12 protein-coding genes are annotated in these 13,832 nt (G+C 42.8%); all 12 read left to right on the forward strand.

Going from position 1 to position 13,832, the window contains the following annotated elements; all coding sequences use genetic code 11:
* Window positions 1–26: 26 nt before the first annotated feature.
* Window positions 27–2,882 carry a DUF4855 domain-containing protein gene (locus tag MKY48_RS01940; protein WP_339292155.1) on the forward strand — a complete coding sequence of 952 codons (2,856 nt, stop codon included), beginning with the start codon at window positions 27–29 and terminating at the stop codon, window positions 2,880–2,882.
* Window positions 2,883–3,364: 482 nt separating this feature from the next.
* Complete coding sequence (locus tag MKY48_RS01945; RefSeq protein ID WP_339292156.1) at window positions 3,365–3,964, forward strand: TerD family protein; 600 nt, start codon at window positions 3,365–3,367, stop codon at window positions 3,962–3,964.
* A 24-nt stretch (window positions 3,965–3,988) separates the two neighbouring features.
* The gene (locus MKY48_RS01950) at window positions 3,989–4,561 is read left to right on the forward strand and encodes a TerD family protein (RefSeq protein WP_339269626.1); all 573 of its coding nucleotides are present in this window, start codon (window positions 3,989–3,991) and stop codon (window positions 4,559–4,561) included.
* 82 nt (window positions 4,562–4,643) lie between these two features.
* Window positions 4,644–5,222, forward strand: a complete 579-nt coding sequence (locus MKY48_RS01955) for a TerD family protein (RefSeq protein ID WP_339269628.1) — start codon at window positions 4,644–4,646, stop codon at window positions 5,220–5,222.
* A gap of 26 nt (window positions 5,223–5,248) precedes the next feature.
* Window positions 5,249–5,830, forward strand: coding sequence for a TerD family protein (locus MKY48_RS01960; protein ID WP_339269630.1), 582 nt, complete (start codon window positions 5,249–5,251; stop codon window positions 5,828–5,830).
* A gap of 60 nt (window positions 5,831–5,890) precedes the next feature.
* On the forward strand, window positions 5,891–7,156 hold the full coding sequence (locus MKY48_RS01965) for a TerD family protein (RefSeq protein ID WP_339269632.1): 1,266 nt from the start codon (window positions 5,891–5,893) through the stop codon (window positions 7,154–7,156).
* 30 nt (window positions 7,157–7,186) lie between these two features.
* A complete protein-coding gene (locus tag MKY48_RS01970) occupies window positions 7,187–7,984 on the forward strand; it encodes a TerC family protein (protein WP_339269634.1) in 798 nt (265 codons plus the stop codon).
* 275 nt (window positions 7,985–8,259) lie between these two features.
* A complete protein-coding gene (locus tag MKY48_RS01975; RefSeq protein WP_339273365.1) occupies window positions 8,260–9,348 on the forward strand; it encodes an HpcH/HpaI aldolase/citrate lyase family protein in 1,089 nt (362 codons plus the stop codon).
* Entirely contained in the window at window positions 9,284–10,717 is a 1,434-nt protein-coding gene (locus MKY48_RS01980) for a phosphoribosyltransferase family protein (protein ID WP_339269636.1), read from the forward strand. Before MKY48_RS01975 ends, MKY48_RS01980 begins: the two co-directional genes overlap by 65 nt.
* Entirely contained in the window at window positions 10,714–11,853 is a 1,140-nt protein-coding gene (locus MKY48_RS01985) for a cysteine protease StiP family protein (RefSeq protein ID WP_339269638.1), read from the forward strand. Before MKY48_RS01980 ends, MKY48_RS01985 begins: the two co-directional genes overlap by 4 nt.
* Complete coding sequence (locus tag MKY48_RS01990; protein WP_339269640.1) at window positions 11,850–12,662, forward strand: HAD family hydrolase; 813 nt, start codon at window positions 11,850–11,852, stop codon at window positions 12,660–12,662. The genes MKY48_RS01985 and MKY48_RS01990 overlap by 4 nt, the downstream gene beginning before the upstream one ends.
* A 27-nt stretch (window positions 12,663–12,689) precedes the next feature.
* Window positions 12,690–13,712, forward strand: coding sequence for an ATP-grasp domain-containing protein (locus tag MKY48_RS01995; RefSeq protein ID WP_339269642.1), 1,023 nt, complete (start codon window positions 12,690–12,692; stop codon window positions 13,710–13,712).
* Window positions 13,713–13,832 lie beyond the last annotated feature (120 nt).

Raw genomic sequence — 13,832 nt, forward strand, 5'->3', positions numbered from 1 at the left:
AGAATAAGAAAAAGGAGCTGGCCTTGATGAATTCCAATCAAAAATGGGTATCCGGATTAATGGCAGCCGTATTACTAATGGCTCCGGTCTCTGCGGTTCAGGCGAAATCGCTTGTTCCGGATGTGACGGACCTGCAAGCGGCAAATGAAGTCAATCAACCGACGAAAGCTGGTGAACCGGAAGTGGAACAGGCACCACTAGCAAGAGACGAGAATCAAGCAGCAGCATCTTCGGAAGTAGAGGAGACGCAATTCCGCAATCTTGCGGCCGGCCTCCCGTATGAATGGTCTGAAGCTCCGGAAGCTTCGCATCCCGATGACGGATACAAGCTTACGGACGGAAAATACGGCGCATTGGATATGAACGACCCGGCATGGGTAGGACATCAGCGCGGAAAAGCGCGCGAAATCGTATTTGATCTGGGGGAGGAAAAGTCGGTCGGGAAGATAACCGCTCGTTTTCTCCAGGATTATCCGACGAACTCGATCCTCGTGCCGCTGTCGGTATCGATGTATGTCTCTGTCGATAAGGAAAATTGGGGGCTGCTTTCTCATAACGCTACGCAGCTGCTATGGGGAGCAGGACCGCCTAGACAGGAGACTTTTGAATGGGATGGCAGCCGGGATGGAATCAAGGGCGGGAATACGGATGGCAAGTTGGCTTATGCCCGTTATGTGAAGGTAATCTTTTATATGCATCCTACACAGTGGGAATACATTGACGAAATCGAAATTATGGGTATGGACGGCAAGATTGAAGGGGCGGTAAAGGTTCCTGCCGAGCAGCCTCGTTTTTTGGAGCCGGGGGAAGCTACGGCCGGGATCCGGAATCTGAATCTGCTATATAACGGGCAATACGCGAATGGTTTGGGCGATTGGAAGAAGGAACGGATTATCCCTAATATCAGCTATGTAAATAAAGACGGTGAGCCGGTCGATTGGCTTTATGACGGCGTTCTATATCTCGGGATTGCTTCGCCTGCTGGTCGCGATTTCGGTCAGGGACAAACGAACCTGGACGATTGGAAATGGTATTTGGATAAAACATTTGCAGCCACGGGCGATATGCAGCAGTTGAATGAGGCCGCCAAGGAAGTTGGGGCCAAGCTGAAACAGCCCGATCATCAAGTCAAGGTTGTGTTAATGATTCCGAATCCAGGGGAATCCTTAACAGATTTTGGCGACATTGACGGCAGCGGTTCCTTAAATTTCAACGACTCCGTCGTAGGCAAAGAAAAAGCGTCTGAAAACAGAGGAAAAGCAGTACAGTGGTGGCTGGACCAGACCCAGCAAAGATGGCAGGCTGCCAACTACTCTAATCTTGAGCTTGTCGGCATGTACTGGATGCCGGAACAAATCGACATATCCGAATCAGGACCGGACATAGCTCGCATGGTGTCGGATAAAGTGCACGCCATGAACATGAAGGTTTTCTGGATTCCACACTCATATGCTTACAAAATGTTTATGTGGAAAGACGTAGGGTTCGATGCCGCGGCGCTTCAGCCTAACTATTTCTTCGGCGGAATGGATTCCGACCGTCTGGACGATGCTACAGATACTGCAAAGCGGTACGGAATGGGGAACGAAGTTGAATTTGATGACGGAATGTTGACAGATCCCGTACTTCGTCAGCGTTTTATCGAATACTTGGACAGCGGCGTCAGATCCGGTCTGATGCAAAATGGCTTCAGAGCTCACTATCAAGGCAATAATGCAGTATACAACTTAGGGGTAAGCAAGGATCCAAGTTTGCGTTTAATGTATGACTGGCTGTATCAGTATTTGAACGGAATGTACGCCACTGACAGCAGTCCGGCACCGGAGACGATGACGGAGGTTGTACAGCGTTATGTCGCATCGAACGAAATCAAGCCGGCTTTTGGCACAGAGTTGTCGTATCGATTGCAAATCATCAAGCGTCTTTTGGACGAAAATAAGCCGAAGGATGCCGTAACGTATATGCAGGATTTTCTCGCGCACATTCACGACCCGGCCGTCCAAGAGCAAGGGTTGATTTCGGTCCCGGCCGCAACGGTGCTTGATTCCTACGCCCAAGTTCTCATTCAAACCTGGTCTGACGGAGGGGGACTCAGCAATCTGGTTCTTGGCAAAAGCTATACAATTTCACAGCAGCCTAACAGCAACTATCCCGATTCCGGGAACGAACTTACGGACGGCCGATTCGGCGGGACGGATTACCGCACCGAGCAGTGGCAGGCCCATGCGGGAAGCGACTACCCTGACGAACGAAGCCGCACCATCACATTTGATTTGGGCGGTAACAAATCGATCGGGGCAATTAGAGCCCATTTTCTTCAGGATAAAGGGCCTGGCATCCAATTTCCTCAGAATGTCACATTTTCTGTTTCATCTGACGGCCAATCCTGGAGCACGCTGGCAACCGTTTCTCCGCCACCGGCACAGGATGCTGCCTCGGCCGAGTTCGTGGGTTGGAGCGGAATAACAGACGGTGTGCCGGGGAAAGCTGGAGCCGATAAAGTGTCTGCCCGCTACGTTAAAGTCGAATTCCCGGTCAATGTTTGGGTCTTCCTGGATGAAATCGAAGTTCTCGGTACGGATGATCAGGCAGGAGGTGAGACGGGTATCGACGGCGCAAGAGCCGTGGTGGATGCCGCTGCGAAGAAATTGACGATCGACGGTTTGGTCAAGAACGGCAGTTCGTCCCAAGTGAATTTGGAAATACTCGATTCGAAAGGGAAAGTTCGGTACGAAGGCCAGACGACAAGTACGGAAACGGGAAGTTTCGAATTCATGATCAAGCTTACCGGCAATTTAAAGGGAACTTGCGACGCCTATCTGTCTATGGAAGGAATGTCGGATCCCGTTAAGATTTCATTCGAGTACAATAAAAAGGACTGATGAGTTATTTCCAGCACGAGCTCAGGTTCCGATGGCATATGTCCTGATTTCCATGATGTGGCTCGTGGCTTTTGCTTTCGAATCGGTCTTGATGACTACATGAGATATATGTGGCGCATCTCGATATGGCAGGGGAAGAAAACCACCAAATTGACACCATAATTTATTGATTAAGTCTTAGTCCCCATGATGGAAGTCATGGGGATTTTTTTGTTTATACGCAAAAACACTTAAAGATTGACAAAAGATAGTTGATAGTAAACACTTAAGATGACTGAATATCCAAATTGAGGAATGTATTTTGGCAAATATTGACGATTATTCGTGATTTTTATTATTTTTTTACCTAATATCTGAATCTTTTAGAAATCTTTAACGTATTAATACCGATAATATAAATAGATGTCTTTAAATTGGGTTTTAAGTTGGATCATACTCTAAAATCTAGTTATAAAGAACTATTTCGAGAGGAGGTGATAACCGTGACAATTTCTCTGGTAAAAGGTCAAAAAGTTGATTTAACCAAAGGCAACGCTGGACTTTCGAACATCATTGTTGGCTTAGGATGGGATCCAGCCGAGACTAAAGGCAAGGGCTTTTTTGCTCGGAAAAATACAACCGCGAACATCGACTGTGATGCTTCTGCATTGCTGCTCAATGCAAATGGTAAATTGTCGAAAGAGAAAAACGTCATTTGTTTTTATAACACCCAAAGTCCATGCGGTTCCGTTCGACATACAGGAGATAACATTACCGGTGATGGTGACGGAGATGATGAGCAAATTATTGTTGATCTTGCTAAAGTTCCGTCGGACATCGAAAAGATATTAATGGTTGTAAACATATATGATTGTGTATCTCGCAGACAAGATTTTGGGATGATTCAATCAGCATTCATTCGTGTTGTTAACCCTTCGAACAATCAAGAAATCGTACGATTCAATTTAACTGATAGTTATGCCGGGATGACAGCTCTTCTCGTTGGTGAAATTTACCGACACAATGGCGAATGGAAGTTCAACGCCTTAGGTGAAGGAGCACACGCTCCCCACATTAATGATTTAGCCCAGCGGTATACTTAATTTATATCAAGAGGAGTTGTATCTATGTCTATTAGCTTGGAAAAAGGCCAAAAGATCGATCTTACGAAAACTAATCCGGGGCTGACTAAAGTAGTTGTCGGTTTGGGATGGGATACAAATAAATATGATGGAGGCCAAGACTTTGATTTGGATGCCTCTGCATTCTGCCTAAACGCTACGGGAAAAGCTGGTAGCGAAAAAGACTTTATTTTTTATAACAATAAGGAAAACATCAATGGGTCTGTACTACATACCGGTGACAACCTGACTGGTGAAGGCGATGGAGATGATGAACAATTAAAGGTAGACCTTTCTGCTGTTCCGGCTGAAGTCGATAAAATCTCCTTTTGCATCACCATTCATGATGCGACTGGACGTAACCAAAACTTTGGACAAGTATCCAACGCCTTCGTTCGCATTGTTAACGAAGATACGAATGTGGAACTCCTTCGTTATGACCTTGGAGAAGACTTTTCCGTAGAAACCGCGATTGTTGTAGGTGAACTGTACCGTAACAATGGTGAGTGGAAATTTAACGCGGTAGGGAGCGGCTACAAGGACGGTTTGTCCGGGCTTGTTCGTGATTTTGGACTTTAACCATTAAAAGCCTTATAAATGGGCCGTCTATCTGACAGGCGGTCCATTTTTATGGGCAAATCACTTTAAGGGGACGATATTTATGGCAGTTAACTTGGCGAAAGGTCAAAAAGTTGACCTGACAAAATCCAATCCGGGCTTGACTAAAGTTATTGTTGGACTGGGGTGGGATACCAATAAATATGATGGAGGGAAAGATTTCGATCTGGATGCAACTGCTTTTTGCCTTAATGAAAATGGTAAGGTAAGCTCAGACGCAGACTTTATGTTCTATAACAACCCATCTAACAGCAATAATTCTATCGTTCTTTCGGGTGATAATAGGACAGGCGAGGGTGCAGGAGACGATGAAACCGTTAAAATCGACCTTGCCAATATACCAGCTGATATAAATAAAATAGCATTTTGTATTACGATTCATGAGGCCCAAGAGAGAAATCAAAACTTTGGACAAGTTGCTAACTCGTATGTGCGTGTTGTAAGTGAAGCTTCTGGAGAAGAACTCATTCGCTATGACCTCGGTGAAGATTACTCTGTGGAAACTGCGGTTGTAGTTGGTGAGCTGTACCGCCATGGTGCCGAATGGAAATTTAGCGCTGTTGGCAGTGGCTTTCAAGATGGATTAGCGGGCCTTTGCCGGGATTTTGGTGTAAGTATCTAATTAACGAGAAAGGAGAAGCGAATAGCATGACGATAAGTTTATCCAAAGGACAACGTATTGATTTAACCAAGACGAACCCAGGTTTGAAAAAAGTACATATTGGCCTTGGTTGGGATATTAATAAGTACAATACTGGTCAAGACTACGATCTGGATGCATCTGCATTTTTGCTTCATGAAGATGGTAGAGCTAAAAGCGCTGATGATTTTGTGTTCTATAACAATCCTAAGACGGCTAATGGTTCTGTTGTTCATACAGGTGATAATCGGACTGGTGAGGGGGAAGGTGATGACGAGCAAATCATTATCGACTTTTCCTTAATTCCGCAACATATTTACCGCATTGGCATCACGGTAACGATACACGATGCAGCATCTCGAAATCAAAATTTTGGTCATGTATCTAATTCCTTTGTTCGTGTACTAGACGCAGAAACGAATAGGGAAATCGCGCGATATGATCTGGGAGAAGACTTTTCTCTGGAAACTGCTGTCGTCATTTGTGAATTATATCGTCATGGTTCCGATTGGAAATTTCAGGCGATCGGGTCGGGGTTCACAGGTGGATTATCTGCGCTTTGCAAAAACTATGGTTTGGATGCCCAGTAACATAACCATTTAGAGCATTTCTGTGTAATCATATTTTCAAATAATGAAAGGTTGATATCCGTGACGGTCTCCCTTGTAAAAGGTCAAAAAGGTGACCTTACTAAAAACAACCCCAACCTGACTAATGTCATCATAGGAATGGGATGGGGTAACAGAAATAGTTCCCTTGATGTTGATTTCTCGGCATTTTTACTAGCACCAAACTCTAAAGTAACTAAAGATGAGGATCTGATATTTTACGGAAATCCGACCAATCATGGTAATTCCATTTCCGTTATATCAAATAGGCAAACCTATTCAGGAATAACGGATCAAGCTCAAGTATCAGTATCACTAAGAAATATTCCATCCCAATACGATCGCATTTCTTTTGCGTTAACCATCTATGATGGCGAAAAAAGAGGGCAGGATTTTTCCCAGGTTGATGATACTTACATTCGTATTATAGATCCTACGAGCGGGAGCGAAATTATTCGCTTTAACATCGGGAAATCTTTTTCTGTAGAAACAGCAATCGTTGTAGGAGAATTGTATAGATACAATGGCGAGTGGAAGTTTAATGCCATAGGTTCTGGTTACTCAGGTGGGTTGGCCGCTTTATGCAGCAGCTACGGCATTGAGGTCAAAGAGCAGCCATCCAACAATTCTACGGACATATCGTCTGAATCGGGCACTCCAGCACCTACACCGGTACCACCTACACCAGTATCACCCACACCCAAACCACCAGTTAACCTTTCAAAGATAGAACTGAAGAAACGCGGAGATGTAATCAACCTTGAAAAGGGCTCCGGTTCTCTAGGTGAAATTCTTGTTAATTTAAATTGGAACCAAAAGAAACAGAAGGGGTTTTTCGGAAATAAGGGGGTAGACCTTGACTTAGGCTGCTTATTCGAGCTTAAGGATGGTAGCAAGAGTGTAATTCAGGCATTAGGGAATCGCTTTGGTTCTCTGAATCGCTCGCCCTACATTTCCCTTGATGGGGACGATCGAACGGGAACGGTTGTCGGAGGTGAGAACCTTAGAATTAACGGCCATCATATTTCCGAAATTAAAAGGGTCCTTGTGTTTGCCTTTATATACGAGGGTGTAACGAACTGGTCAGAAGCCGATGGAGTCGTAACGATAACGCAAAAAGGCGGACCAGATATCGTTGTTCGTATGGACGAGCATAACAACCGAAAGGGTATGTGCGCAATTGCGATGATTCGTAACGTGAAAGACCAAACTTTCAGCATTGAAAGACTTGTGGAGTATTTCTCTGGGCATCAAGAGTTAGATCGGGCATATGGTTGGGGAATGAGATGGACTACAGGGTCTAAATAATTTTAATTTCTATGGGGGAATCTCAAGCACATGTCCGACTTCATTAGTAGTTTTGTTGATAACTTTATGGCCTTTTTTGATTGGAATAACCTCACCAGTCTCCTATCAGATCCAGTCACATGGGGAATTATTGCTTCGCTCGTTCTTCTTGAAGGGCTATTATCAGCAGATAATGCGCTAGTACTTGCGGTACTGGTCAAGCACTTGCCTAAAGAACAACAGAAGAAAGCATTACTTTACGGTATCATTGGTGCCTATGTATTTCGCTTTATAGCTATCGGTGTGGGTACTTTTCTTGTCAAGATTACCTGGGTTAAAGTTGCCGGAGGTTTATATCTCCTGTGGATCGCCTGCAGCAATTTGTTTGATCTGCAGGTGAAGTGGATCCGTGCAGGCAAAATTCCTGTAATCCCCTACATTGGTAAAAAGGTAGATGACGAGGGTGAAATAGAAGGAAAAGGTTTGAGTTTCTGGCGTACGGTTATTACCGTTGAGTTGATGGACATTGCGTTTAGTATCGACTCTGTCATCGCAGCATTTGGTGTAAGCGAACAAGTATGGGTCCTGTTCCTGGGAGGTATCCTCGGGGTTCTCATGATGAGGGGAGTCGCGCAAGTTTTCCTAAAACTTATTGACCGTTTTCCTGAACTTGAGAAGGCAGCATTTATTCTAATTATTATTATCGGAGGAAAAATGCTTGCTGCTGTAGTTGGATTCCATATGAGTCATGTCCTATTCTTTGGACTATTAATTGCAGTTTTTGTTGGGACGATGATTCTCAGTTCTATTCGCAAAAAATCAGAAAAATCGAACGTGGAGTCCATGTAATAACACATGAGAAATGTATTTGGATTTAAGTGCCTTAGCCTAAAAATAAATATCCCTCCTCATATATCAAGGGAGGGATATTTTTTAACCTTCGAAAATTAGCAGATGAATAATTTGCTCAATCATAGATTTATAGGCTTATGAAGGAGGTAAATGTGGTGCGCTATTTCAATTATTTACAGGGTAACGAAGACTTTTTCTTTCAAAGTCCACAGCCATTTACCAACAAGTCTAGTAAAGAAATTATTGCTCATGCTGTAGGCGCAGCACTATACATGCCTGCAACAAGACCGAACATCGCAAACGAACTGGTGTCGGGTAAGATTCAGGGGTTAGTTACGGCTGTTATTGATCTGGAAGATGCAGTGGGCGATAACCAGCTGGAAGTAGCCGAGAAAAACCTATGCGTTCAATTGTACAGGATCTCTACGTTAAAGAAACAGGGGGTGGTCACAGAGGAAGACATCCCTCTTATTTTCGTCAGGGTCCGTACCCCAGAACAAATGAAGAGGATTATAACTGTTTTGGAAGAGACAATTGAAGTCATAACGGGATTTACTCTTCCTAAGTTTTCGTTAGCTAATGGACAGCAATTCTTGAATTTATTACACGAGTATAACCAGAGTAAGAGTGACTGCGCCCCAACTGTATACGCAATGCCAATCTTGGAGACGAGTGATGTCATTTATCGCGAATCTCGAATGCGGACGCTACTGGACATCAAAGACCTGCTGAACTGTTATAAAGAATACGTTTTGAACGTTCGAATTGGGGCTACGGATTTTTCCAGTCTATTTGGACTAAGGCGAAACCCGGACATGACCATATACGATATTGGAGTTATACGTGACTGTATTGCAGACATTATAAACGTTTTCGGAAGATTTGATGATCCGTATGTGATCTCAGGGCCTGTATGGGAGTATTTTAAGAGCGACCGTGTGCTTAAACCCCAGTTAAGACAGACGCCTTTTGAAGAAGCAGCAGGTAAGCAAGGACGCCTTATTCGAATGGATTATATAAATATGTATGTAGATGGACTGATTCGCGAAACTGTTCTGGACAAGGAAAATGGGATCATAGGAAAAACGATTATTCATCCGTCTCATTTGTTACCAGTTCAGTCTATGTACGTGGTTACGCATGAAGAATATATAGACGCTACGAATATCATTGCCAATAACAATGGTTCTTTCGGGGTTTTAAAGAGCCAATATGAGAATAAAATGATCGAAATCAAACCACATTTGAACTGGGCAAAACGGATTATATTACGATCTCAAATTTATGGGGTGTTACATGAAAACCAAAACTATACAACACTACTCATCGAAACTAGAGGTATCGAACAGGTACACGTATAAAGTCCTCGGCGACCTGGAGGTTCATATTGAAGTCTTGGATAATCCCTTCGGATTACCGCTCGAGTCATTATTTCGGATGGCTGCCAGAATCAACAAAAAAAGAAGCTTTTTGTTTGTAAGCAAATTGTTGGGAAAGCATATTCCTGTCATTCCGGAGGTCTCTTTGCTTGGCGGAGCTGCATTGGCACTGCTTTATCAGATGCATGCTAATGGAAAGTTAACGCTCGATATTCATGACATTATGCGTGCCCTTGTAGATCTTAACTCTGCAGGTGAAACATATAAGTATATGAAGTCCAACCTGCTTGAACTATCGGAGCCAACGTTATTTATAGGCTTTGCTGAAACTGCAACAGCCTTAGGGCATAGTATGTATGATGTTTTTAATGGACCAACGAAGTACATTCACACTACAAGGGATGAAATTGTCGGAACCAAGCCGCTTCTTACTTTTGAGGAAGAGCATTCACATGCTACTGCACATCGGTGTTATTCGTCTGATCCGGAGTTTTTTCATGGAGATACACCGGTAGTATTAGTTGATGATGAGATTACAACAGGGAGAACAGCGTTAAACATCATAAGGGACCTACAGCAAAAACATCCAAGAACTCGTTATGTTGTTGCCAGTCTATTGGATTGGCGTTCTAATGAAGATATTAATCGCTTTGCTGCGATGGAAAGGGAGCTGGGTATCTCCATACACTGTTTGTCTCTTCTAAAGGGTCGAATAAAAGTGGAGGGTGCTGCTCCGGAAGTTCACGGGGTAGACAGTTTATCTTTGATTCCGACACACAAGGTACAGGTGCAGCATCACTATATAGGACATGCTTTCAGTGATATTCCAATGTCTTCCATTAACTCATTGAGAGAACAGAATGATAAGCCTTACTTGGAACTAACCGGTAGATTTGGTTTGCGGAGTTCAGACAATAAAGTACTGGATCACATGATTTCTTCAGCGGCTTCATTATTAAAGAACCACAGAGTAGGAAAAAGAACCTTGTGTATGGGTACAGGTGAATTTATGTACATACCGATGAGGATCGCGTCTGAAATGGGACAAGGAATTCTCTATCAGTCGAGCACGAGAAGCCCTATACATCCCAGTAGAGAAGCAACTTATGGAATCCAGAATGCTTATTCTTTTCATTCCCCTGAGGATCGTAATGTAGATTACTACTTCTACAACATAGCTGATGGGCAGTATGATGAAATTTTTGTATTCGTAGAGCGGTCAGACGAATCAAGCCTAGATACTTACTTAAATGCCATAAGACTGACCGAAATTCCTGTTATCCATGTTGTGCATTTTAATGTTAATAACCAGGATGCTGCCCATAATGTTCTTCTGGAGGTTGAAACATGACTGTTATAAACAGGATAATTCCAGCTCCTGCTCCTCTTGGCAGTTATAAGAATGAAGATGTTGTATTTCTATTAAAGGATTTAAGCGATATCCCCCTTGAAAAAGGGAATGAGGACCGTGAGGTGGCGATTCAATCGGGCACTCATTATTCGGAGATGTTACCTGTAGAATATCAGCCGACTGATGAATATATACAGCTGTTTCACTCTACATTAGCTGCGTCAGCCCAAAAAGTAGCTGCAGCAGCAGCTGTCACAGCCGAGCTGATCGTCCGAAAAAGAGGGTTCAATACAATTATCGCTTCATTAGCAAGAGCAGGAACACCAGTTGGAATCCTCATTAAACGATATATTAAGATGGTATATAACCATGATCTTCCGCACTACAGCATATCTATCATTCGAGGTCGAGGAATTGATGAGAATGCGTTGTTGTTCATGCTTCAGAACCATTCCGGTTTAGATATTCAATTTGTAGACGGGTGGACCGGAAAAGGAGCAATCCGAAACGTACTGATTGAAGCTTGCAACTTATTTGAAGACAAGTATGGAATCACACTTAGTGATGATCTGGCTGTCTTGGCAGATCCGGGCTGCTGTTCGACTACCTTTGGCACGCGTGAAGATTTCCTTATTCCCAGCGCGTGTCTGAATTCTACCGTATCCGGATTAATGAGCAGAACGGTGCTTCACAAAGATCTTATAGGTCCGAATGAATTTCATGGAGCAAAATATTATAAAGAATGGTTGCCAAACGACGTATCTAATTTGTTTGTAGACCATATCTCCAATCAATTTAAGAACGTCATCGCACAGGCAAAAGCAGAAGCAGATACCCTGATTAGAAACCCTTCTCATAATATAGCCACCTGGCAAGGTATGAAGGATATCCGAAGAATACAGGAGGAGTTTGGTATTGAGAATGTTGATCTGGTGAAGCCGGGGATTGGTGAAACAACCAGAGTTCTTTTGCGTCGAGTTCCCTGGAAGATTCTTGTGAACCGTTTAGACAATCCTAACCTTAAACATATTCTACTTTTAGCCAAAGAACGCAATGTTCCTGTTGAGATGTATCCTGAACTTACTTATTCTTGCTGCGGAATTATTAAGCCGTTAAAAGGCGGTGAACCAGTATGATATTTGCCAGTGATTTAGACCATACCCTCATTTATTCCAAGAGATCTATGGGGGATGAGCATAGAAATTCAGAGCTTATTCCTGTGGAACTTCACAATAATGAATATAGATCGTTTATGACCCAAAATACCTTATCGCTGCTGCAACAGGTAATGCAAGTTTCAACATTCGTACCGGTCACGACTCGAACCGTAGAACAATATAAACGGGTGTTCCATATTTCTGAAAATTTGAAAACTAAATATGCTGTGACAAGTAACGGCGGTAACATTTTGATAGATGGTATGCCAGATCCAATATGGGCCAAGAGGATAAAGGCAGCATCGGACCGTTGTCTTGATCCTGCTGAAATCAATAAATTGTTTGAAGAAATTTCATCGCCGGAGTGGGTACTTCGGGGGTATCTTGCAGATGGCTTGTTCTTCACCTATATGATCGATCAAACGAAAATTCCAGTTGATATAGTAGAAAATTTCAGGATTAAACTGGCTTGCCTAGGATGGAGTCTTTCAATTCAAGGTCGAAAGCTGTATCTTATCCCAACAGAAATAAACAAAGGGAACGCTGTTAAATATCTTAAAGAAGTGTTATCGTGCTCATTCGTGGCTGCCTCGGGAGACTCTTTACTGGATGAGAGCCTATTAATGGCTGCTGATTTTGCGGTGGCCCCCTCTCATGGTGAATTGTTCAGTACGTATAAAAATAGCGGAGCGTATAACTTCACAAAGGCAGTGGGTATAGTGGCAGCCGAAGAAATTCTGAAATCGGTTTTGGATGCTTTTAAATTACGACAAGTCACGTCAGCTTAAATCATATTCGTGAAAGAGGGAAGATATGTGATCAAGAATATATGGTTTAATCGGACATTCTCAACAGCGAGTCATTATGTTGAAATGATTCGTAACAATCCAGATCGAAATGACTTCAACATTTTCGCTACTCATCCAAAACGTCACTCATTAATGCTTCAAGTTGCTGACTATGCTGAACTTGAGCCGATATTACAACTCGATGAATACCCTGCTTACTGTTTAGATTTCTGTAAAAGGCATAAAATCGATATTTTCATTCCTCATTACGGATTGAATGAGATTGTAAAATTTAGAACACAGTTCGAGGAAATCGGGACAAAAGTAATGCTAGCTGGGGATGAGAATCTATTATCACTTGTTGATGATAAAGGCATGCTGTTTGAAACCTTGAAAAATGTTTCGGGCCTTCATATTCCAGATTATTACGTTGTACAAACATTGAATGAATTTATGGAAGCATACACAAGTTTAGCTGACAAAGGTCACCGGGTCTGTATTAAGCCTGTTTCAGGGGAAGGAGGAGCAGGCTTCAGGATTGTGACGGAGGATCGGAAATCAATTTCCAGCTTATACCGATCTGTAGATTCTTCGATACATCTTGATGAAATCATTAGGTTGCTTGGCAGTGAACCGAGATTTCAAAGATTAATGGTGATGGAGTATATGCAAGGGAACGAGTATAGCGTCGATTGTTTAGGAACCCCTAACGGAATTGCGGCCGCAATTCCACGTAAAAAAGTAGAGGGGCGTATACGGGCCTTGGAATGTAATGACGAGTTAATATCCATGGCTCATTCTATTCATAAGGAATTGCCACTGCAGTATAATTTCAATATACAATTTATCTATCAAGGAAGTACACCGAAACTATTAGAAATTAATCCTCGTACATCCGGAGGGTTATATACAACATGCCTATCGGGAATAAATTTTCCGTATCTTGCCGTTAAACTTATACTTGATCAGGAGATCGAAATACCTGTTCCAAAGTATAATATTTATGCAACTCACATAGAAAAAGAAGTGCTGTTAAGCCGGCAATTTTAATAGTTTCATCTTGTATCTTTATATTGGGACGCTCCATTGAGAGCGTTTTTTCTATAGTTCTCCAAGAATTGACAGGCTGTTGCTTAGGACTTAAGATACATATATTGATAGGCGAAGAAA

Source organism: Paenibacillus sp. FSL W8-0187, from assembly GCF_037969755.1.
Classification (GTDB): domain Bacteria; phylum Bacillota; class Bacilli; order Paenibacillales; family Paenibacillaceae; genus Paenibacillus_AQ.